We start from the raw sequence: 21,892 nt of genomic DNA on the forward strand, positions 1-21,892 counted from the left end.
CCCTAATTTGATGCCTAATTTGATGCCAAATACTCGCTTGGTTTTCTTAAAACCCTGTCTGTAGCAATTGCCGCTGCACCGTAAAGAGTAGGATCTACTTTTAATCTAGATATCTCTATTCTTACTTTGCTACTAACTTCTGGAATTGTTCTTTCCTCTACAATCTTTTTGATTGTTGGTAAAAGAAATTCATCTCCTTGCGATACGCTATCACCAATAACTATAATTTCTGGATCGTATGCGTTTATCAATGTTACGCATCCATATCCAATGTATGTTGCAATTTCCTGTAAAACCCTAATAGCTTTTTCATTGCCCTTTCTTGCTGCTTCAACTATTCTTGCAACAGCCTCTGATCTGTTCTCATATTTTTCTTTAAACAGCTCAGGCAATTCCTTTTCAGCTTTTTTCAAAAGTGCCATTGTTGAGCAATAAAGCTCCAAGCATCCTTTATTTCCACACTCACAAGTGCTTCCGTTAAAGTCGATGCTGATATGACCAACCTCACTGGCAATTCCCTGATATCCAAGTAAAAGACTGTCGTGATCAACTACTCCCGATCCAACACCTTCACCAACCAAGAAATAAGTAAGTGAACTAAGTGGTCTTCCATGATCACCGAACCACCACTCTGCTAACGCTCCCGCATTGGCATCCTGCTCTATGAATACTGGCTTATCAAATTCATTTTTGAACTCATCAATGAAGTTGATGTTGTGCCAGCTTGGCATTCGTGTGACCATTGCAATTCGTCCTTCTTTTCTAAGATATGGACCTGGAAGAGCAAGACCAATGGCTACTACATTTTCATATTCATCAAGAAGCTTTCTTATCTGGTCTTTCATGGCCGTCAGAACCTTGCCTGTATTTTCATCCAGGCTGAACTCTGTTTCGCTTTGTGTGTAAAGCTTTCCGGATATATCGAAAACTCCGATAGCAAATACATGTCTGGAGAACTTAACACCAAGTACCAGATTCTTTTCGGCATTCAATCGAAGGCCAATGGAACGTCTATTTCCATTTCCCTTCACAATGCCAACCTCTGATACGATACCCATATCTATCAGATAGGCTACAAGCTTTGTGATAGATGCCTGTGTAAGGCCCATCATCTTAGCAATCTCTGCTCTGGTACAAACCTCTCGTTGCTGAAGGATTCGTACAATAGCCGAACGATTCATTTCTGTTAAATCGCTTGTATTATTGCCTGCAACTTCTTTGACTTTTTTCATTAACATTACCTCGCAATTGCTTTCAAGTGTTAATCACTTAACACTGTTAACACATTAACGCTGTTTCATAATAAGGTCAATAGATTTAGGGACCACTTTTTCAATTTTGTGAAACTTACTTAAATTCAAATATTCATTTTCGTAAAATACGTCAAAAGCCCATATTTACAGGCTTTTCAGCAAAATAATCAGTAACCTAATCACAAAAATACATATTTATGCACCCTTTATTAATTAAAAAATGATTACTTTTGATAATTCGCAATCAAACCCAATCAAACGATTCTACATATCATACAAAACACAGGTCAGACAACTGTGCATATTTTTAGGCACAAAAAAAGTCCTTGGCTTTCGCCAAGGACCTGTTATTTTATATTATTCTTCTTCACTTCTACGATACTTTGGAATATCTACTTCCTTCATAAGGAAATCTGACATATCGTTAAGGATATCATTTAATGTTTCAATGCGTTCTTCTGTGAAACGCTCTTCTGCTCTTTCAGCTACTGTCTTAACATAGCCTTCTGAGAGATTTAAATACTCAAGGTATTTGTCTGTAACATGAAGATGGAACTCTCTTCTATCCTTTTCAGACTGAACCTTTTCAATGTACCCCTTATCAATTAAGCAAGCAATCTTATATGCAGCATTTGGTGAAGAAATACCAATAAATTCTGCGAACTCTTTTACAGTTGGATTTCTAAGTACATAGATAATCTCTACGCAAAAAAGCTCTACGATTGTAAGTGATGTTTCTCTGGAATGAAGCTTTTTGAACATCTCCTGGTAAAAGTGAACTTTAAACTTGGTGTAAACCTCTGTAAGTGCTTCTTCTAACATTTCTAGCTCCTATCTTTCTTTAATCTAAAACTTCTAGAAATATCATACTCAATTTAATCACCTAACGCAAAGGAAATTTCTGCTTTAGCGGCAATTTTTTCATTCACATAAGCCACAGCTTCCCCAAATCCCACAGGGCCTTTTCTTGACGTTAGCTTACATTCCAATTGTAAAACATCACCTGGTTCAACCTGTTGCTTAAACCTTGCATTCTTGATTCCACCGAAAAATGCAAGCTTCCCCTTATTTTCCTCTTCTGTTAAAAGCGCAACTGCGCCTACCTGTGCCAATGCTTCTATTATAAGAACTCCTGGCATAACTGGATGTCCTGGGAAATGCCCCATGAAATGCATCTCATTTGCAGATACGCATTTGATTCCCTTGGCATATACCCCGGGTTCGCATTCTGTGATTTTGTCCACCATCAAAAATGGATATCTATGTGGTAATATTTCCTGAATTTCTGAACAGCTAAGTTCCATTAAAACCTCCTAAATACAATTGATGCATTGTGCCCACCAAAACCTAGAGCATTTGATAATGCTACATTTATATCTGCTTTTCTTCCGATATTTGGCACATAATCCAAATCACAAGCTTCATCCTTTTCAAGATAATTGATTGTCGCCGGAACAAAACCATCCTTTAAAGCCAACGCTGTGATAATTCCTTCTACAGCACCTGCTGCACCAAGCAAATGTCCTGTCATAGATTTTGTTGAGCTTACCATAAGCTTATATGCATGCTCCCCAAAAGCCTTTTTAATAGCAAGAGTTTCTCCTGCATCATTTAAGCTTGTGCTTGTTCCATGAGCATTGATATAATCCACATCAGTCATTTCAATTCCAGCATCGGCTACCGCAAGAGCCATACATTTTGCACCGCCCTCTCCTTCTGGATTTGGTGCAGTGATATGATAAGCATCGCAGTTTGAACCGTAGCCAATTACCTCAGCATATATTTTTGCTCCACGTGCCTGCGCGTGTTCTAATTCCTCAAGCACAAGAATACCTGCACCTTCGCCCATAACAAATCCATGACGCTCCTTATCAAATGGAATAGAAGCACGGTTAGGATTTTCGCTTGTACAGAGGGCCTTCATAGACTGGAAGCCACCAATGGCAAGCGGCATAACAACCCCTTCCGCACCTCCGCACAGCATAGCATCCTCATATCCATCACGAATTCTGTGGAATGCGTCACCAATAGCATTATTTGAGCTGGCACATGCAGTAACTACCGATGTGCACATTCCCTTAAGTCCATACATTATGGCTATCTGTCCAGCCGCCATATTGCTGATAGACATAGGAATGAAATAAGGGGAGATTCTACTGTAGCCTTTTTCCTCACCCTTTGAGTGCTCTGTAGCTATGGTAGAAAGACCGCCAATACCTGATGAAACGATGCATCCAAATCTGTCCATGTTTTCATTTTCAACATCAATTCCAGCATCAGCAAATGCTTCCTTTGCCGCAGCGCAAGCATACTGTGTGTAAACATCCATACGCTTAGATTCCTTAGGACCTAAAATCTCTGCTGCATCAAAATTCTTAACCTCGCCGGCAAGCTTAACTTTTAATTCTGATGTATCAAAATGTGTAATAGGGCCAATACCGCATTTCCCCTCTTTTACAGCCTTCCATGTATCTTCTACTGAATTGCCAAGGGGGTTTACTGTACCCATTCCAGTAATTACTACTCTACGCTTCATTTTTTACATTCCTCCAGTTACTTCTATTACCTGTCCTGTAATATAAGATGCTTTGTCTGATGCCAGAAAATCTACAACATCTGCTACATCCTCTGGTGTTCCAAATCTTGCCAAAGGAATTTGCTTCAAATAAGCTTCCTTTACATTGTCTGGCAGCTGATCTGTCATAGCCGTCTGAATAAATCCTGGAGCTACCGCATTTACGGTAATGCCTTTAGAACCATATTCTCTAGCAACTGACTTCGTAAATCCGATAACACCTGCTTTACTTGCGCTATAATTTGCCTGTCCAGCATTTCCCTGGACACCTACAATAGAAGTGATATTGATAATTCGACCACTTCTGGCCTTCATCATGTCCTTTATAGCAGCCTTTGTGCATAGGAAAGTTCCCTTAAGGTTTGTATCAAGAACTGCATCATAATCTGCCTCACTCATTCTTAGGAGGAGACCATCTCTTGTAATTCCTGCATTGTTAATAAGGATTTCCACTGGTCCCATCAATTCTTTTATTTGATTAAACATTTCTGTAACGTCATCAGCATTACTTACATCTGCCTTGACATACATAGCCTGAACGCCATGCTTTTTGCAGGCTTCAATAGTTTCCTGTGCTGCGTTCTCATTTCCTGAATAGCAAATTGCAACATTAATACCAGATTTTGCCAAATGCTCAGCAATAACTCTGCCTATTCCCCTGCTACCACCTGTAACTAGTGCTACACTCATGCTCCAAGCTCCTTTACAATGTTTTCAAAATCCTCAACTGTATCGATTGAATATACTTTTGCATTATCAACAGTCTTAGTTATAAACTTACTTATTGCTTTTCCTGGTCCGATTTCCACAAAAGTATCCACACCGGCTTCCGCCATATATCTAATTGAATCTTCCATATAAACAGATGACTGCACCTGCTTTTCTAGAAGATTAGCAACCTCTTCATCCTGATTTTTTTCTCTTCCAAGGCAATTGAAAATAACCTTTGTTTTCTCAGCCTTAAAGTCCACTGATTTAAATTCCTGGGCAAGCTTATCTCCTGCAGGCTTCATAAGCTTTGTATGGAATGGTCCACTAACCTTTAATGGAAGAATCCTTTTCGCTCCTGCCTCCTTAAGGAATGCACTAGCCATATCCACAGCACTTGAATGTCCAGATATAACAATCTGACCTGGGCAATTAAAGTTTGCCGCCTGAACTACACGCTCGCCATCTGTTGCTTCACATGCTTTTTCACAGCATTCTAATACTGTCTCTCGGTCCATTCCAAGAACAGCAGCCATTTTGACATTAAGCCCTTGCGAAGCCTCTGCCATATACTTACCTCTTTTTGCAATCAGCTCCATGATAGTTGCTTCATCTACAACACCAGCCTCATATAAAGCTGAGTATTCTCCAAGGCTAAGTCCACATGTGTAATCAGCATTGATACCTGCTTCCTTAAGAAGCTTAGTTACTCCAATTGCAAAGGCAACCATGGCAGGCTGAGTATATGCAGTCTGCGAAAGCTGCTCAATTGGCCCATTAAATGAGACCTCCGCTACATCCATATCAGTAACTTTGCTTACAACCTCAGTTGCTTTATCTATAGTCTCCCTAAAACTATCGTATTTGCCATAAAAATCCTGGCCCATCCCCACTCTTTGAGAACCTTGACCTGCATAAACAAAACCTAACATCTAAATCCTCCCAACTCTAGTCCGCAGATTACGTCAACAAGCATTATGAATTCTCCGCTCAGCATGGAAAGCTTCGCTTGAGAATTATAATAGCTTGTTCACTATCTGCTCATTTAAATTTTGAAGTTTGTATAATTATTACTTTTTTGTTTCTAAAGCTCGATGGAGGCAGCATTTTGTAGTGCTTCTACGGCACCACGGTTGAGTTCCTCCAAAATCTCTGCTACGGGACGGACCTCTTTGAGTTGGCCGCAAACCTGGCCAGCCATCACTGAACCACGAAGGATATCTCCGTCAACTACAGCTCTGCGAAGGCCACCAAGGGTAATCTGTTCCAGTCGCTCTCTGTCTGCCCCCTCGGCCTCAAGCTTTAAATACTCTCTTGCCATTTCGTTTTTGATGATACGAACTGGTGCGCCCTGTGATCTTCCAGTCACAGTTGTTGCATTATCCTTTGCCTTAATAAGAGCCTGCTTGTAATTGTCGTGAATTGGGCACTCCTCTGAAACAAGAAGACATGTGCCAATCTGCACACCACATGCACCAAGCAACATGGCCGCTGCCATCTGCTCCCCTGATGCAATTCCACCTGCTGCAATTACTAGTACATCCACTGCTGCAACTACCTGTGGAAGCAATGTCATTGTTGTCATGTCACCTACATGACCACCTGACTCTCCACCTTCCGCAATAATGGCATCTGCACCAGCTCTTACCATAATTTTTGCCAAAGCAACAGATGCAACTACCGGAAATACCTTTGCTCCCATTGCTTTCCAACCAGCCATATACTTACCAGGATTGCCTGCGCCTGTTGTAATGAACTGTACCTTTTCCTCAATAAGCATCTGGGCGATATTATCCACGTCTGGATTCATCAACATCAAATTCACACCAAATGGCTTATCTGTTTTGCTTTTGCAAATTCTTATTTGTTCTCTCAAGGCTTCAGCATTCATACCGCCACTGGCTACTAAGCCAAGTCCGCCAGCATTAGAAACCGCCGCGGCAAACTCGCCTGTAGCGATATTCGCCATGCCGCCCTGAATAATTGAATACTTTGTACCTGTTAAATCTCTAAGTTTCATATCTACCACTGCAGTACCACGGCGCCCCATGTTCGGCCGGCGCCGAAGGCGCACATCAGTACCTTGTCTCCTTTTTTAATCTTTCCGCCTTTGACAGCCTCATCCAATGCCAGGCCTACGCTGGCTGCAGAGGTGTTGCCATATTTATCTATGTTTACTACGAATTTGTCCATTGGCTGATTAACTTTTTTTGCTATGGACTCTATGATTCTAAGATTTGCCTGATGCAATACAAAATAATCAATTTCATCGTAGGTTAAATTCGCTTTATTAACTGCCTGCTCAATCACCTTTGGAACTGTTGCCACTGCAAATTTGTATGTACCCTGACCATCCATGTGAATGTAACCATCTGGAGATTTGATGTTAATCATTTCCTCATCACCATCCACGCCAATAACTGATGTATATAGCGAATCAGCCGGCTCAACAACAACTGCTGCTGCTCCATCTCCGAATAATACACAGGTGCTTCTGTCTGTCATGTCCATTTTTTTAGAAAGGACTTCGGCTCCAATCAAAAGACCATACTTGGCATCTCTAGCCATCATAAGGGCTCTGATTGTCTCCATTCCAAAAATAAACCCTGAACATCCAGCTCCAATATCGATAGCGATAATGTCATTTGACAGCCCAAGTCTTCCCTGAATTAAACATGCAGCTGAAGGAGAAAAATAATCAGCTGACACCGTGCAAACAACAACTACGCCAATCTCGTCTTTATTAATTCCTGCGTTTTCGATAGCTTCCTTAGCAGCCATTTCTGCAAGATATGTATGATTCTCATCACCGGTGACATGATGTCTTACGCTCATGCCAGTTCTTTGCTTTATCCACTCATCACTTGTTTCAACGATTTTTGCCAAATCATCATTACTAACAAGCTTCTTTGGAGCATAGGCTCCTGTTCCTAAAATCCTTATTCCAGTCATTTACACATTTTCCATTCTTTCTGAAGTTGTTTCCTCCAAATATTCCTTGTCGAAATATCTGAACTTTTCATATCTGTGAGTAATCAACTGTTCTGCACTTTTATTCTCTAGTTCCTTCAATGCCGAAGAAATTTGTTTATCGATTCTTCCATATAATCTGCTGTATTTATCAACATTGTCTGTTTCTGACACAAGCTCGAAACCAGTGCCACGTTCAGAAATGATTCCATCTATTACACCAAATTCTAAAAGATCCTTTGCTGTAAGCTTCATCACTTCTGCTGCCTCATCCCTCTTTGAACTATCGTGCCAAAGGATGGATGCAAAACCTTCTGGTGAAAGAACAGAATAAATGGCATTTTCCAGCATATAAACCTTGTTTGCCACTGCTATTCCTAGAGCTCCACCACTGCTTCCCTCACCTGTAACTATGGTAATGATAGGAACCTTTATATCACTCATTTGGGCCAGGTTGTTTGCAATAGCCTGAGCTTGTCCATACATTTCTGCTTCAAGTCCCGGATATGCTCCTGGGGTATCCACAAATGTAATAACTGGCCTGCCAAACTTTTCTGCCTGCTTCATCAATCGCAATGCTTTTCTGTAACCTTCCGGCCCTGGCATTCCAAAATTACATGTCATATTTTCCTCTGCTGTGCGTCCCTTGCGATGACCAAGAACAGTCACAGGCTTGCCGTGAAACATTGCTATTCCACCATATATACTGGCATCTTCCTTACCTAAAAAATCTCCCTTTTGCTCAAAAAAATCCGTAAACAGATTATCTATATAATCTGTAATCTTTGGTCTGTCTTTATCTCGTGCGTTTAAAACTCTATCAATAGCCTTCATCTGATTCCTCCTTAACTGTGAAGCTTCAGCAGCTTTCCAAGAGTGTTTTTCATATCCTCCCGCTTAACTATCTGATCCACAAATCCGTGCTCTTCCAAAAATTCCGCTCTCTGGAATCCTTCAGGCAGCTTTTGACCAATTGTCTGTTCAATAACTCGTGGCCCTGCAAACCCGATAAGAGCACCTGGTTCAGCTAAAGTAATATCTCCTAAAGTAGCAAAGCTTGCGCTGACGCCACCTGTAGTTGGATGAGTGAGAACTGTAATATATAATCCACCAGCTTCTTTGAACTTTTGGATTACAGCGCTGGTTTTCGCCATTTGCATAAGGCTAAGAATTCCTTCCTGCATTCTGGCTCCACCGCTTGCTGTGAATATTATCAGTGGTAGTTTATTTTTCATTGCATATTCAGCAGATCTGCAAACTATTTCTCCAAGCTCCATTCCCATGGATGCCATCATAAATTTCTTGTTCATTATGGCAATCACAATCTTGTAGCCATCAATCTGACATGTACCTGCGATGATTGCATCATGAAGATTTATCTCTGTTCGCAGTGCCTCTTTCTTTTCAACATATCCCTCAAATTCAAGAGGATTTGTTTCAGGAAAGCTGAACTTGAACTCTTCAAAGGTGCCCTCATCTGCAATGTCATTAAGTCTGTCCCACACATCATATTCCTTTACAGGCTTGATGGCTGGCTCCAACATATCTGTTGGGTTTTCGCGCAAATCTTTGTATCTATTGAATTTGTTTTTTCTTTGATCTACAGCACTTATCATTCATTATCCTCTGGATATTCTGATGCAGCTTTATCCCAGGATAGGATTTCATCCAAATGCTCCTCGATAAAGCTAACATTGTAATTTCCCTTTATAAAATCAGGGTGATGCAACAACAGGTAATCAAAATCTCCATTTGTTTTGATTCCATCTGTAACAAGCTCTAAAAGAGCTCTTCGCATACGTCTGATTGTTTCAAGTCGCGTAGGTGCATGAACAATTATCTTTGCCATCATGGAATCATAAAATGGACTGGTTTCATATCCGTTGTACAAAAGTGTGTCCACTCTGACTCCAGGTCCTCCAGGCACATTTAAAAAAGTAATTTTGCCTGTGTTAGCCATAAAATTCTTTGCCGGATCTTCTGCATTTATTCTGCACTCCATGGCGTGGCCTTTGATGTTTACATCCTTCTGCCTAATTTTTAATGGCTCATGAAAAGCTATCCTAATCTGTTGTTTGATAAGGTCAATTCCGGTAACGGCTTCGGTAACGCCATGTTCCACTTGAATTCTTGTGTTCATCTCGATGAAATAGTAATGATTCTTTTCATCCAAGACGAATTCTACAGTACCAGCATTTGTGTAGTTGGCTGCTTTTGCCGCAGCAACTGCCGCCTTTCCCATAGACTTTCGTAAGTCTTCGTTTATATACATACATGGACTTTCTTCAATCAGCTTCTGATTCTTTCGCTGAATTGAACAGTCGCGCTCCCCTAGATGAATCACATTACCGTGCTCATCTGCTAAAATTTGGAATTCAATGTGTCTAGGATTTACAATCAGCTTTTCCAGATACATTTCATCGTCATTGAAGCAAGCCATTGTTTCTGCCTTTGCTTCATCGAAAAGCTTTTTCAAATCCTCCGGTTTATAGACACGACGCATTCCACGTCCGCCGCCACCTGCACTGGCCTTAATCAAAACAGGATAGCCAATCTTTTTAGCTATTTTTTCTAGTTTGCTGTAGTCCGCAACTGGACCATCAGATCCTGGAACTACAGGAACTCCTGCTTTCATCATCATTTTTCGTGCTGCTGCCTTATTTCCCAAGGCATCCATTGCATCAGCTGTTGGGCCAATAAATGTGATTCCAGCCTCGTTGCATTTTCTTACGAATGCAGAATTCTCTGAAAGGAATCCGAAGCCTGGGTGTAAAGCATCACATTCCATAACCTGAGCAGCAGTGATAATAGCATCCATATTCAAGTAACTATCTGCTGCTCGGGCTGGACCAATACAAATACTTTTAGTAGCAAGCTTCACATGAAGAGAATCTTTGTCAGCAGTTGAATAAACTGCAACTGACTCAATATTCATTTCCATACAAGCTCTGATTATTCGAACTGCAATCTCACCACGATTAGCAATCAAAATACGCTTAAACATAACTAATCTCCTATTAAGAATAGTGGCTGTTCAAACTCCACCACATCCTGATTCTTTACAAAGATTTTTTTGATTACTCCGTCCTTTGGTGCGGTGATTTCACTCATCATTTTCATGGCTTCAATTAAGCAGAGAACCTGTCCTTTTTTGACTGTATCCCCTACCTGTACATAAGCATCCTCTTCTGGTGAAGGAGCTGCATAAAAAACTCCTACCAAAGGTGCCAATACTTGTTCACCATCGATTTCTATTTCTGGGCCGTTATCCACATTATCATTATTATGTGCAGGTGATAATTGTTCACATACCTGTGTGGCATTCTCCACAATAACCTTCTGCTCAGAATACTTTTTCAGCTTTATTTTTGTATTGTCTATTTCCACTGACAGATAAGAACTATTGCTTTCATCAAATGCCTTCAAAAGTTCTTTTACATCTTTTAATTCCATGATTATTTATGTGCCTCTAAGTAATTTACGATATCTGCAACTGTCTTAATTTCAGCCATTGCATCTTCATCAATTGTGATACCTGTTTTTTCTTCAACTGCAAGAGAAAGCTCTACTGCATCAAGGGAATCAGCACCAAGATCATCAAATAGATTTGCCTCCATAGTAACTTTCTCTGCTGCGCAGCTAAGTGTATCAATAATTACTTCCTTTACTGTTTCAAACATAATATTCTCCTTTTCTTTTATCTCGATTAAATTAGTTAAAATCTTTTATCTTAACCACCACCTATGATATCTAAAAAAATTTAGAAGTCAACACAAATCTATAAAATCTTTTAGATAATTTTTCTCAAAAAATAAGGACGCCTTGTTTTTACAAGGCGTCCTTGATAATTTAAATTTCTATTTATTTTTTAAGTTCAAAGCGTTCAACTAATCCCTTTAATGAATCAGCGTGTTCATTCATTTCGTAGCTAAGTGCAAGTGATTCTTCAGATGTAGCAGCATTGTTCTGGCCAACTGATGAAATTTCACTAATGTTTGCAGACATTTCCTTTACAGAAGCAGCCTGTGAATTTGATGCCTCTGCAATAGTCTTTACCTTATCTGCAATACCCTGAACCTGAGAAACCATACCGTTAAGCTTCTCAGCTGTATCATTGGCAATAGCAATACCTTCCTGGACACTCTGAAGTGATGCATTAATAAGACCTGCTGTGTTTTGTGCAGCTTCTACAGTCTGACCTGCAAGCTGTGAAACCTCTGTAGCAACTACTGCAAATCCCTTACCAGCCTCACCTGCTCTTGCAGCCTCAATAGAAGCATTAAGAGAAAGAAGGTTTGTCTGATCAGCAATAGCATTGATAGTATCGATAATCTTTGAAATCTCCTGAGAAGATGCTGAAATTGCATCCATAGCATTAACAACATCCTGCATTCTCTGGTTTCCTTCAACGATATTCTGTGCAACCACTTCAACTTCCTTGGAAATCTGTGTTGCATCTGTTGAATTGCTTGAAATCTGATCTGTAATATTGTTAACAGTAACAGACAAATCTTCTACGATATTTGCCTGAGATGTAACTGTATCTGCAAGGTTCTGTCCAGCTCCCGCTATCTGATTTGCTCCATCAGATACCATATCAGATACTTCCATAATCTCTGTCATAGAATCTGAAATCTGCTGAGAGAATGACTCGATAGCTGTCTGAATTGCTCTGAAATCACCATCAAAATTCTTCTCAAAGCTAATATTGAAATTGCCATTTGCCATTGTAGACATCTTGTTTCCGATTTCATCAATATAGAATGACAATGAGTCTACGGCAGTTCTCAATTCATTTACAACCTTGCCAATTTCATTATCAGCTTCATAATCAATTTCTACATGTACATTGCCTTCTGCGATTTCCTCAGTAGCCTTCGCAAGTACTGCCAAATCATTTTCGATAGTTCTAATAAGTGTATTAGCCTTCTTCTTGCTGATTGAGCTTACAACTATAAGTCCACCTACAAGTACAACTACCCCAGCGACAATAATGAGCAGAATAGCTTTATACTTTCCTGCTGCAGCATTTTCCGCAAGTGTTCCTGTTTCATCAAGTGAATCAGCAAGAGTCTCTGAAACTTCATTCAATGTGGAATTATAATATTCCAATGCACCAGCGGCATCGCCTGCTTCCACCAAATCAAGCATCTCATATGATGCATCTTCAAATGCTTTCCAGTTTGTTGTAAGACGATTTCCCAATTCCTCGTTATTCAAATTTGCAGAAATTGTTGAGAAATAACCTTCAATCTTTGGAAATCTTTCCTCCAAGTCCTCTTTCTGCGCTGCAGTAACATCAGAATCGCTAGATGCAAGTGCAAAAAGAAGTCTCTTGTTAATTGTTTGGACATCTTTTCTTATTTCCATCTGGTATGTCTCTGTTACAAACTGGACATTATAGAAGCTATAGATATTTGCAAATACCAAGCCAAAAAATATCAGCATTATAACAGTTACAAGTAAAAACATTTGGATTGTAAATCCTGAGAAAATACCGAGTTGCCCAGCTATTGTAGCCTTGTCTCTTTTTAATCCTTTTTTAGCCTCCATTTTTTACCTCCGCTTTGAACTGTAGAATATTACACAGTTACCATTTAACGCTATTATAAAATAAAGATTTTGCATTATGGGATTTTTCACAACATGTTCATTAAAAGTTCTATTTTTGTTGATATAATGCTCCACAAGGAGCGAAAATTATGGATTTATCATTTATTAGACGACTTGGAGCATTCATATATACATTGATTCTTCTTTTATTCATAGGCTTCGGTTTTTGCTATTCTAACGAAGTCAAATATGAATATCGTGAGAATACTGTTTATTTCAGTGATTATTGGAAGGTAAATGGTAGAGTGATTACATTCCCTTATGGAAATCATGAAGAATTCACCATAACCAATACACTTCCCACAGTTTATGGGGATCAGATGCTGGTTCTGCGAGCTTATTATGACTCTTTCGAAGTAGCTATAGATGGAGATGTCATACTGGAGTCCAGAGATAATCTTCTTTTTGGCCACAAAACAAATATTGGCCAGAAGGAGATTTGGATACCACTGGAATACTCGTATAGCGGGCACAATATATCTGTAACTATTGATTTGCAGGATTCGCTCTACGGCTCCCAGTTAACAGAAGGGTTTATCACCACTCGCTCTTCATATGGCATCCATCAAATGCAGCAAAACATTCCTTCACTCATTTTGTTTGTTGTATTTACGGTAACCGGTGTTTTAGAAATGATAGTTGCCGGATACTATATAGTAAAACGTACTGCTTTGATTAGAAAGCTTACATTTGAAGCATTATTCTACGCCGGTGCTTTTTCCATAATATCTGCCCAATGGATTATTAATGAAACCCGAGTTCCATTTGTAATTTGGGGCCATATGACGGGGTTTTCAATATTAAATGTAATAGCCTTTATTCTAATGCCGATGATGTTCTTTGAATTATCCCGATCATTATTCATGCGAATCGGCAAAGTGGATAACATGATAGATGGCATCATCGCCCTTGCTATCGTGATAAGCTGTTTTCTTGCCACCATCGGAACAATTGAATGGGGTACTGTTGTATATGTAGCTCACGCCATCGATTTGCTTGTAATGGGCATGGTAGGCTACTACTCATTCACTACAGTAAAGGATGAGAAGAAAGCCCAAGTTAGTGCCGGTATCGCCGTTGCTAATTTTATCTTTCTTTTGTTTGCCGGTATCGCCATGGTTCAATATGTAAATCACATCGATTACAACTACTTACTTGTTGTTATCATTGATTTAATGATTTTCATTATGGTTCAGGTTGGCTTGATTTACCGTCGAATTGGACTGAATGTACGTGAAGAAAAAGAATTTGCCCAGGCAAAAGTTTACGCATACACCGATGAAATGACAAAGCTAGGCAATCGCCGCCATTTCTATGCTATAGTTGATGATTATGAAAAGCACAAGCTACCTAAGGATTTAACCTATTTGGCATTGGATGTAAACCGACTAAAATACACAAACGATACCTTGGGGCACGATGCCGGTGACGAATTGTTAATAGGTACAGCTGAATGTTTGCGCCGCGCCTTCAACACCTCTTCCACATGTACTATTGCCCGTATGGGCGGCGATGAGTTTGCTGTTCTTTTAGTTGCAAACGAGACAGAATTAAACAGAAGACTCTTCAATTTAAAACATTACCTTTCACATTGGAGAGGAAAGTATATCGACGGAATTTCGGTTTCTTTGGGATATGCCTCTGTACGAGAAGATCCTTATGCAACTGTAGATACACTTGCAAAGCTTTCTGATGAAAGAATGTACGAAGATAAAAAGCAATATTATGAGGAAACCGGTTTTGACCGCCGGTCCCCTCAATAACTGATACTATTTCACTAATCCAAATCCAAGGATTGTAAATTTATTTCGAATATCATCTGATTCAACACGAATCTCAACATGATGTGCCGCTGTAGTCTTTTGATTTACCAGTATCAATGGATTGCAGTGGCACCATCTGTTTACATATGGATCTAAGTCTCTAACAAACTCTCCATCCACATATGCCTTTGCAATAGCACCATCCACTTCGCCAGTATCCTTCATGATAACCACGAGAGCTTTACATTCCACATCTACCGTAAATACGTTATCAGTATTTTTGCTGCCATCATACATCCAGTTATATGGAAACTCTGGTGTCAGTTCCAAATCCAGTTCACGCTCAACGGACTGAAGGACTGTATCCGTATATACGAATCCGCCTGGATTGATTGTAAGCAAATCTGTGTTATCTTTTTTATCTACTAAAATCACATCATCAAATGAATTACCAATGGCAGGCTTTGCTTCAAAATCAGGATTATACTCCTTATCTATTGGAGCCTTTTTCATAATAGTCTCCATAAGATTTATGAGACAATCGGCCATAATTGTATGTCCCAAATTTGTTGGGTGGAACATATCATAGAAGAATTGATTCTTTGTAATAATTCTCTTAGTTCTATCATAAAACTGAGGAACCACAGAATCCTTCATACTAACCATAGGCAATTCATATCTAATTCCCACTGGCTTTAGTCTATCCTGAAGATTGAAATCATCTGCAAATACAGAGAACAGCAAAATCACCGCTGGCTCATAATCAAGCTTAAGAATCTTTCTTACAAGACTCTCATAGCAGTCGCCCTGTGTCTCATCCCCTTCATCATTTACAGCAAATTCAACGATTACAAGGTCCGGCTTTATCTTTCCATCATTGGTAACATCTCTATCAAATCGTAACATACCAAGCTCAGATGGAGTACCACCAACACCGGCTTTTACATAATGAATATTATCCCCATCCCCCAGAAGCTTCTTAAAGCCTACAAAAGACTTATAAGCATAACACTCTGTGTTTATAGGAGTGGCGCCTGCTCCCTGTGTGATTGAACCGCCGATATAGGCAATTGTCACATCCTTGCCGGCTTTCGCTTTTTCGATAAGTTTCCCAATGCGCTTCGTATTTCCAGTCTGCATCAGAGAATTTGAAATCATATCCTTATACTCTTTTGAATCCACATCTACAGGAGATTCCTCCTCCTGCTCCGGCGCCTCAAAACCGTCATTTAAATACAGACGCATTGTAATAAAGCCTCTAGCCTTTTCATCCTCCGATGTAAGAATAATCTGACCTGGCACATTGTCATCCTCAGTCCATTCCACATCCTTTAAGTACAATCTCTGCTCAGAACCATCAGCTGGAATGGTTGCATAAATATTTGCTCCTCCACCGTACTGGTCCTTTTTGCCATAGAATTGAAATCTAAAATCTATAGATTGGTTCTTGTCCTCCATTTCAATTGAAACACCAATACTATGTACAAGCTTTTTAAAACCATCTACTGTTTCAAGAAGCTTTAGCATCTCTTTATCATGCACGTTTCCTGTCACTTCCGCACTATTTGGCAATCTACATGCATCCTGATAAAGCTCCGTTCTCTTTCCATAAAACTCTTTTTCCTTCATAGTGAAGAAAAATCCCCTGTTCTTTTCTGGATCTGTTGGTGCTTTAACCATATTCCCCCACTCTCCTTACCTTACTTTTATTTTATGGTATAAAAAAAATCCCACATCATCTACACAAAATTTGCGATGAATGTGGGATAAATTGCTATTTCTAGTTATTAATTATTGCCCTTAAGAAGTGGTCTAAGTGGCTGATAGATTAAAATCGTAATGATTGCTGAAATCATGCCCTTTACAAATGTAAATGGTACATTGAAGAATAACAAGCACTGCTCAATTGAACTAATCTTTGCAAATGGAGCAACTACCTGATATGCTGCGATGATTGCTTCCTTTGACATAAAGTTGTAATACACTGGATAAACAATAAAAAGGTTTGATGGGAAGCTAATTGCACCCATAATCAAAGCACCAACAACAGCTCCTACAATCGCACGCCCCTTTGTCTTTTTTCTGTGATAAATCAAACCTGCTGGAAGCACAAAGCTTGCTCCCAAAATGAAGTTTGAAAGTTCGCCTACACCACCAGTCTGTGTCATTGTTAAATGAAGCAGATTCTTAATAAGACAAACGATAACGCCCCATACTGGTCCCAATGCAAAAGAAGCAATGAGCGCTGGAAGCTCAGATAAATCAAGCTTAATAAAGTTTGGCATAAGAGGAATAGCAGTATCTAAAAACATCAATACAAAAGCTGCTGCCGAAAGCATTGCTGTCACTGTCATATTCCTTACATTTACTCTGCTCTGCACCTTGTTACCTACTCCTTGTCCTGTCATTTGTGTTGAATCCATAATTCAATCCTCCTAAAAATAAAATATTATTAAAATTTAGGAAGTCTCCAAAAATTAATTGTACACAATATAATAGCCCTGAGATTACTCTCAGGGCTTAACTACTATATCGTTTCTTCTTTCATCCAGACTATACTGTCGGTACTGGAATCTCACCAGTTCGGCCCTAAGGCTCGCGGACTTTACCGCCGGTCAGGAATTGAAAACCACCGTTTTCGCACCTTGCCCTGAAGATTTCCTATTTAATTGAGTACAATATACTACACTTTCCCCCGCAGTGCAACCCCTATTTGGGGACCGCCAACTTGTTACGCCTACAAGCCTACTGAATTCTCCGCTCATATATTATTCGCTTGAGAATTAGTAGAGCTTGCTGTCTACAAGTTGGCTCCTCCCGTGGCCTGAAAGTGTAGATATTTCCCTACCGCTTTTAGGTATGGGAGAGACGGACAAACACTATTCTAAGTAATCATCTGTCTTAAACTAGCTTTGTATTTATTACTATTTGCTTTGGAAGGAGCTTAGTAAAACAAAAAGAGATATTTGATATGGATTGGCAGCTGCCGCTAGGATGGCGGCAGCAGTGGTCACTTGAAACACGATGTTGAATGTGCCACGGTGCCAATACATACAAATATCTCTTTTTTAGTTTTACTTAGTGAATGTAGTAGCAAAAGTAATAATACAAAGACTAGTTAAGACTAGATGATTATGTAAACTCCATTGTCCGTCTCCCCCATACCTTTCCTACGCGTGCTCCTTGAGTGCGTAGGCGATGTTGATGGCGTGGTCGGCACATCGCTCCAGGTCGGTAACCATGTCGGAGAAGATTACACCGGCAACAGGTTCGCATTTGTTCTCCATGAGACGCTCTACGTGGTGGTTGATGAGCTGCTTCTCCTGCTTATCTACTTTCTTTTCAAGCTTTTCAATCTTGTCTAGGTTCTCGTAGTTTTCAGAAGTGAAAATATCGATGGCAAGCTCAACCTCTTCCATAGAGTTGTCAGCCATTTCCTTAAGTTCTTTGGCTGCCTTCTTTGAAAGCTTTGTCTTTTTATTCTTCATACGAGTTGCATACTCGATGATGTTTTCAGCATGGTCAGAAATACGCTCAATATCTGTAACTGCAATTGTGATTGCAGATATACGGCGAAGCATGGCTGGTGTAAGGTTCAGAGTTTGAAGCTTAACCATTGCATCCTGAATAGCGTGGTTGAGGATGTTAACTGTTTCCTCTCGCTGCTCTACATCCTCAACCTTTTCAGGTGAGTAGTCAAAGAAACAGTCGATAGCTTTTTCAAAGTTTTCAGCTGCGATAGCACCCATTCTGGCTGCCTCAAGCTGTGCCTGGTGAATAGCCATGTTTGGTGGCACATTGTTAACCTGAGTCATGAATACAAGCTGTCTGTCCTCTGCTGCACGAGTCTCCTCTGGAAGCTTTGGAATAAACATGTATGTAAGCTTAATAATGTAATCAGTGAATGGGAAGATAATACAAACTGCTAAAATAGCGAAGATTGTATGTGTGTTAGCTATCTGACGGGCTGGATCAGATGATGTAGACTGAATCCATGTCAGAAGTGGTGTTACATTTATAATAACTACAATTACAATTGCTCTTATTACATTAAACAAAAGGTTCAAAATAGCTGAACGCTTGCCGTTTCTGTTGGCTGTAAGGGATGCCAAAAGGTTTGGTGTAACTGAACCAATGGCTGCACCAATAATCAAGTAAACTGCTACATCGTAGTCCAATATTCCCTGCACGACGAATGTCTGGAAGATAACTGTTGCAGATGATGAGCTCTGAAGTAATGCTGTGAATGCAATACCAAATACAAGAGCTACAAATGGATTTGTTAATCCAGCAAGGAAGTTCTTAAACATTACTGAATTTGCAAGTGGTGCAATGGATGCTTTCATGATTGTGATACCCTGGAAGAGCATACCGAATCCCATAAAGAAAGAGCCTAAATGCTTAACAATATCTCTCTTCATGAAAAGATACATTACTGCACCAATAAACAAAATGAATGGTGTAAATGTAGCAATATTAAAAGCTGTAATCTGTGCTGTGATTGTTGTACCGATATTGGCACCTAAGATAACGCCGATGGCCTGTGAAAGCGCCATCATACCTGAATTTACAAAACCAATAACCATAACATCGGTTGCAGATGAACTCTGAACCAATACTGTCATAGCTATACCAACGATGACTGCTACAAATTTGTTTGTAGTAGCCTTCTCTAGAATAACCTGAAGATTATCTCCACAGCTGTTTTTTAAGCCTGTAGACATAATCGACATTCCGAAAAGAAATAGACCCACTCCACCAAGAAGTGATAATATCTCTGCTAAAGTCATTATTTTCTCCTTCTACCGTACTTTTCCTTCACGAAAAGTAAAATCCTTAATCCTTCTTTTTTTAGTCCTTGATAATCATAACATGTTAGAATGCCATTGTCTAAGTATTTTCTATGATACAAGTAAAATTTGTGTAAATTCAGATATAAGCCTTGATAAAAATACCGTCTTCACGATATTCCTCGGAAATAAGTTCACCTGTCTCTCTAATCTTTGCAATACTTCCAGCTTCTGTGTAAGGCACCAATCGCTCTATATATTCCTTATTTCCACGCATCAAAGTAGCAAGGATTTCTCTTACTTTATCCAGGCCTTTTCCTGTCTTAATTGAAGTATGTACTGTGTAGTCTGCTCTTAAATCGTGATAATCCAGCTCATCCTCAAGCTTATCTACTTTATTAAAAATAGTAAGAACAGGTTTGTCGCTAACTCCTAATTTGTCCAAAGTCTCATATACGATTTCCATCTGACGGTCCATCTGCGGATTGCTAACATCCACCACATGAATTATGAAATCTGCATATTTAGCTTCTTCCAATGTACTCTTGAAAGCATCCACCAAATGATGAGGAAGCTTTCTGATGAATCCTACTGTATCTGTGAGCAGAATCTTTTGATCATTGTCCAAAAGGAGCTCACGAGTGGTTGGATCAAGGGTCGCAAAAAGAGCATCCCACTCAAGGATGTTTGCATCTGTAAGTTTATTTAAAAGTGATGATTTGCCTGCATTTGTGTAACCAACAATAGCCGCTACAGGCACGCCATTTCTCTGGCGTTTTGAACGTGTAAGCTCACGATGATTTACCACATCATTTAACTCTTTTTTCAGCTGAGTAATGCGACCTGCAATAAGACGCTTATCCATCTCCAGCTTTTTCTCACCAGGGCCACGTGTTCCGATAGCACCACCGCCACCTGCTGCAGTACCACCCACACGAGACATGTTTTTGCCAAAGCCAGTCAATCGAGTCATCTCGTATCTAAGCTGTGCCAGCTCAACCTGAATCTTTCCCTCTGCTGTACCTGCACGGGCAGCAAAAATATCAAGGATAATAAGTGTTCTATCCATGACCTTTGTATCTAAAGCATCAGCAAGATTGCGCATCTGTGCTGGTGTTAATTCATCATCGCAAACAATACCTGTAGCCTCTGTCTCCCAGATTAAATCTGCGATTTCCTCAACCTTGCCAGAGCCCACATATGTGCCTGGGTTTCTACGCTCCAGATTCTGCATGATTTCGCCCACAACCTGAGCACCGGCGGTTTCACAAAGCTCTGCAAGCTCATGAAGAGAATCCTTAGCCTCTACCTCGTCCCCTTCATTAACTGATACAAGTATTACTCTTTCTATAATCTTTTCTGTATTTACCATTTAAAATCCTATCTTTTCAAAATCTCTTATAGTTACATTCTACAATGTTGTTTTATTTACTGCAATTTAATTGTTATTTTCTCATTGACTATATTCCCCGCAAGTGATATTTTTATATCGAATTAAATATTTTGCTAGGGGCGCATATGCTGAGAGGTGCTTGCACCGACCCTTAATACTTGAACTGGATAATACCAGCGTAAGGAAGCGATAGACGAATCTCCTAGCATTGATGTATGAAGGGAGATTTTTTTAATGATTAATCACATGTCTAACGAAAAAACAAAAATCACATTTTCTGCAAAGCAACTTGCTTTTTGTGCTGCTTCTATGGCACTTGCTTTTGTTTTGTCTAATATTAAGGTATTTAAATTCCCAACTGGCGGCTCAATTACATTACTTTCAATGCTCGTTGCATGCCTTCCTGGTTTTTGGTTTGGTCCTATTGTTGGAATTATCACAGGTGTTGCCTATGGATTGCTAAACCTCATTGTTGATCCTTACATTCTTTTCCCAGCACAGGTTATTGTTGATTACATACTCGCCTTTGGTGCTCTTGGATTATCTGGATTCTTCAAGGATTCTAAATATGGTCTTATCAAAGGTTACATCGCAGCTGTTTTAGGACGCTACGTATTTGCGGTAATCTCAGGATGGATATTCTTTGGTGAATGGGCTTGGGAAGGATGGAATCCACTAGCTTACTCACTTGCTTACAACGCAATCTACATCTTTGCTGAGGCTGCTGTAACACTCATCATTCTTTTCATTCCACCAGTAAGAGATGTTATGAACAGACTTAAAAATATGGCTACTGAATAATATATAAAACAAATGCGCCAAGGTTA

The 21,892-nt window shown here is 39.7% G+C and carries 20 protein-coding genes and 2 riboswitches; of the genes, 2 read left to right on the forward strand and 18 right to left on the reverse strand.

What is annotated here, in order from left to right; all coding sequences use genetic code 11:
* Positions 1-14 precede the first annotated feature (14 nt).
* The 14 genes from BO15_RS0101055 to BO15_RS0101120 all read right to left on the reverse strand — a co-directional run bounded on the left by BO15_RS0101055 (position 15) and on the right by BO15_RS0101120 (position 13,059).
* Positions 15-1,232 carry an ROK family transcriptional regulator gene (locus tag BO15_RS0101055; RefSeq protein ID WP_033151671.1) on the reverse strand — a complete coding sequence of 406 codons (1,218 nt, stop codon included), beginning with the start codon at positions 1,230-1,232 and terminating at the stop codon, positions 15-17.
* Between the two features lie 378 nt (positions 1,233-1,610).
* A complete protein-coding gene (locus tag BO15_RS0101060; protein WP_033151672.1) occupies positions 1,611-2,075 on the reverse strand; it encodes a MarR family winged helix-turn-helix transcriptional regulator in 465 nt (154 codons plus the stop codon).
* Positions 2,076-2,128: 53 nt separating this feature from the next.
* Positions 2,129-2,557: a 3-hydroxyacyl-ACP dehydratase FabZ gene (gene fabZ / locus BO15_RS0101065; protein WP_033151673.1), complete on the reverse strand. Its 429-nt coding sequence runs from the start codon at positions 2,555-2,557 to the stop codon at positions 2,129-2,131.
* Positions 2,557-3,789 carry a beta-ketoacyl-ACP synthase II gene (gene fabF / locus BO15_RS0101070; protein WP_033151674.1) on the reverse strand — a complete coding sequence of 411 codons (1,233 nt, stop codon included), beginning with the start codon at positions 3,787-3,789 and terminating at the stop codon, positions 2,557-2,559. Before fabF ends, fabZ begins: the two co-directional genes overlap by 1 nt.
* A gap of 3 nt (positions 3,790-3,792) precedes the next feature.
* Positions 3,793-4,518, reverse strand: coding sequence for a 3-oxoacyl-[acyl-carrier-protein] reductase (gene fabG / locus BO15_RS0101075; RefSeq protein WP_033151675.1), 726 nt, complete (start codon positions 4,516-4,518; stop codon positions 3,793-3,795).
* Positions 4,515-5,468: an ACP S-malonyltransferase gene (fabD, locus tag BO15_RS0101080; RefSeq protein WP_033151676.1), complete on the reverse strand. Its 954-nt coding sequence runs from the start codon at positions 5,466-5,468 to the stop codon at positions 4,515-4,517. The genes fabG and fabD overlap by 4 nt, the downstream gene beginning before the upstream one ends.
* Before the next feature lie 152 nt (positions 5,469-5,620).
* Positions 5,621-6,556 (reverse strand): nitronate monooxygenase, encoded by a 936-nt coding sequence (locus BO15_RS0101085; RefSeq protein ID WP_033151677.1) that lies wholly within the window; start codon positions 6,554-6,556, stop codon positions 5,621-5,623.
* A 2-nt stretch (positions 6,557-6,558) separates the two neighbouring features.
* Positions 6,559-7,488 (reverse strand): beta-ketoacyl-ACP synthase III, encoded by a 930-nt coding sequence (locus tag BO15_RS0101090; protein WP_033151678.1) that lies wholly within the window; start codon positions 7,486-7,488, stop codon positions 6,559-6,561.
* Complete coding sequence (gene accA, locus BO15_RS0101095) at positions 7,489-8,340, reverse strand: acetyl-CoA carboxylase carboxyl transferase subunit alpha (RefSeq protein WP_033151679.1); 852 nt, start codon at positions 8,338-8,340, stop codon at positions 7,489-7,491.
* 11 nt (positions 8,341-8,351) lie between these two features.
* Positions 8,352-9,122, reverse strand: a complete 771-nt coding sequence (locus BO15_RS0101100) for an acetyl-CoA carboxylase carboxyltransferase subunit beta (protein WP_052169697.1) — start codon at positions 9,120-9,122, stop codon at positions 8,352-8,354.
* Positions 9,119-10,510 (reverse strand): acetyl-CoA carboxylase biotin carboxylase subunit, encoded by a 1,392-nt coding sequence (accC, locus tag BO15_RS0101105; RefSeq protein WP_033151680.1) that lies wholly within the window; start codon positions 10,508-10,510, stop codon positions 9,119-9,121. Before accC ends, BO15_RS0101100 begins: the two co-directional genes overlap by 4 nt.
* A 2-nt stretch (positions 10,511-10,512) precedes the next feature.
* Positions 10,513-10,959, reverse strand: a complete 447-nt coding sequence (gene accB / locus BO15_RS0101110) for an acetyl-CoA carboxylase biotin carboxyl carrier protein (protein WP_033151681.1) — start codon at positions 10,957-10,959, stop codon at positions 10,513-10,515.
* Positions 10,960-10,961: 2 nt separating this feature from the next.
* On the reverse strand, positions 10,962-11,186 hold the full coding sequence (locus BO15_RS0101115; protein WP_330371737.1) for an acyl carrier protein: 225 nt from the start codon (positions 11,184-11,186) through the stop codon (positions 10,962-10,964).
* 181 nt (positions 11,187-11,367) lie between these two features.
* Complete coding sequence (locus BO15_RS0101120; RefSeq protein ID WP_052169698.1) at positions 11,368-13,059, reverse strand: methyl-accepting chemotaxis protein; 1,692 nt, start codon at positions 13,057-13,059, stop codon at positions 11,368-11,370.
* A gap of 149 nt (positions 13,060-13,208) precedes the next feature.
* On the opposite strand from BO15_RS0101120, the gene BO15_RS0101125 reads away from it, so the two are divergent.
* Positions 13,209-14,882, forward strand: coding sequence for a GGDEF domain-containing protein (locus BO15_RS0101125; protein WP_033151683.1), 1,674 nt, complete (start codon positions 13,209-13,211; stop codon positions 14,880-14,882).
* Between the two features lie 6 nt (positions 14,883-14,888).
* Here BO15_RS0101125 and BO15_RS0101130 read toward each other — a convergent pair whose 3' ends face one another.
* The 4 genes from BO15_RS0101130 to hflX form a co-directional block, all read right to left on the reverse strand.
* The gene (locus tag BO15_RS0101130) at positions 14,889-16,562 is read right to left on the reverse strand and encodes an SGNH/GDSL hydrolase family protein (protein WP_033151684.1); all 1,674 of its coding nucleotides are present in this window, start codon (positions 16,560-16,562) and stop codon (positions 14,889-14,891) included.
* Positions 16,563-16,669: 107 nt separating this feature from the next.
* Positions 16,670-17,305, reverse strand: a complete 636-nt coding sequence (locus BO15_RS0101135; RefSeq protein WP_242843740.1) for an ECF transporter S component — start codon at positions 17,303-17,305, stop codon at positions 16,670-16,672.
* Positions 17,306-17,414: 109 nt separating this feature from the next.
* Positions 17,415-17,544, reverse strand: a riboswitch (FMN riboswitch).
* A gap of 508 nt (positions 17,545-18,052) precedes the next feature.
* On the reverse strand, positions 18,053-19,672 hold the full coding sequence (locus BO15_RS0101140; protein WP_033151686.1) for a Na/Pi cotransporter family protein: 1,620 nt from the start codon (positions 19,670-19,672) through the stop codon (positions 18,053-18,055).
* A 139-nt stretch (positions 19,673-19,811) separates the two neighbouring features.
* Positions 19,812-21,044 (reverse strand): GTPase HflX, encoded by a 1,233-nt coding sequence (gene hflX / locus BO15_RS0101145; protein WP_033151687.1) that lies wholly within the window; start codon positions 21,042-21,044, stop codon positions 19,812-19,814.
* 126 nt (positions 21,045-21,170) lie between these two features.
* Positions 21,171-21,267, forward strand: a riboswitch (TPP riboswitch).
* A gap of 32 nt (positions 21,268-21,299) precedes the next feature.
* Between hflX and thiT the strand changes: the two genes are divergently transcribed.
* Complete coding sequence (thiT, locus tag BO15_RS0101150; protein ID WP_033151688.1) at positions 21,300-21,866, forward strand: energy-coupled thiamine transporter ThiT; 567 nt, start codon at positions 21,300-21,302, stop codon at positions 21,864-21,866.
* The last annotated feature ends 26 nt before the right edge of the window (positions 21,867-21,892 follow it).

The sequence above is a fragment of the Pseudobutyrivibrio ruminis HUN009 genome, assembly GCF_000703005.1.
Taxonomy (GTDB): Bacteria; Bacillota; Clostridia; order Lachnospirales; family Lachnospiraceae; genus Pseudobutyrivibrio; species Pseudobutyrivibrio ruminis_A.

Bases quoted from the DNA above. Each gene is read 5' to 3' on its own strand.
- accC (WP_033151680.1), bottom strand. From the start codon at position 10,510: ATGTTTAAGCGTATTTTGATTGCTAATCGTGGTGAGATTGCAGTTCGA.
- BO15_RS0101115 (WP_330371737.1), bottom strand. From the start codon at position 11,186: ATGTTTGAAACAGTAAAGGAAGTAATTATTGATACACTTAGCTGCGCA.
- fabZ (WP_033151673.1), bottom strand. From the start codon at position 2,557: ATGGAACTTAGCTGTTCAGAAATTCAGGAAATATTACCACATAGATAT.
- fabF (WP_033151674.1), bottom strand. From the start codon at position 3,789: ATGAAGCGTAGAGTAGTAATTACTGGAATGGGTACAGTAAACCCCCTT.
- thiT (WP_033151688.1), top strand. From the start codon at position 21,300: ATGATTAATCACATGTCTAACGAAAAAACAAAAATCACATTTTCTGCA.
- accB (WP_033151681.1), bottom strand. From the start codon at position 10,959: ATGGAATTAAAAGATGTAAAAGAACTTTTGAAGGCATTTGATGAAAGC.
- fabD (WP_033151676.1), bottom strand. From the start codon at position 5,468: ATGTTAGGTTTTGTTTATGCAGGTCAAGGTTCTCAAAGAGTGGGGATG.
- BO15_RS0101120 (WP_052169698.1), bottom strand. From the start codon at position 13,059: ATGGAGGCTAAAAAAGGATTAAAAAGAGACAAGGCTACAATAGCTGGG.
- fabG (WP_033151675.1), bottom strand. From the start codon at position 4,518: ATGAGTGTAGCACTAGTTACAGGTGGTAGCAGGGGAATAGGCAGAGTT.
- BO15_RS0101135 (WP_242843740.1), bottom strand. From the start codon at position 17,305: ATGGATTCAACACAAATGACAGGACAAGGAGTAGGTAACAAGGTGCAG.
- BO15_RS0101055 (WP_033151671.1), bottom strand. From the start codon at position 1,232: ATGAAAAAAGTCAAAGAAGTTGCAGGCAATAATACAAGCGATTTAACA.
- BO15_RS0101130 (WP_033151684.1), bottom strand. From the start codon at position 16,562: ATGGTTAAAGCACCAACAGATCCAGAAAAGAACAGGGGATTTTTCTTC.
- BO15_RS0101090 (WP_033151678.1), bottom strand. From the start codon at position 7,488: ATGACTGGAATAAGGATTTTAGGAACAGGAGCCTATGCTCCAAAGAAG.
- BO15_RS0101100 (WP_052169697.1), bottom strand. From the start codon at position 9,122: ATGATAAGTGCTGTAGATCAAAGAAAAAACAAATTCAATAGATACAAA.
- BO15_RS0101125 (WP_033151683.1), top strand. From the start codon at position 13,209: ATGGATTTATCATTTATTAGACGACTTGGAGCATTCATATATACATTG.
- accA (WP_033151679.1), bottom strand. From the start codon at position 8,340: ATGAAGGCTATTGATAGAGTTTTAAACGCACGAGATAAAGACAGACCA.
- BO15_RS0101085 (WP_033151677.1), bottom strand. From the start codon at position 6,556: ATGAAACTTAGAGATTTAACAGGTACAAAGTATTCAATTATTCAGGGC.
- hflX (WP_033151687.1), bottom strand. From the start codon at position 21,044: ATGGTAAATACAGAAAAGATTATAGAAAGAGTAATACTTGTATCAGTT.
- BO15_RS0101060 (WP_033151672.1), bottom strand. From the start codon at position 2,075: ATGTTAGAAGAAGCACTTACAGAGGTTTACACCAAGTTTAAAGTTCAC.
- BO15_RS0101140 (WP_033151686.1), bottom strand. From the start codon at position 19,672: ATGACTTTAGCAGAGATATTATCACTTCTTGGTGGAGTGGGTCTATTT.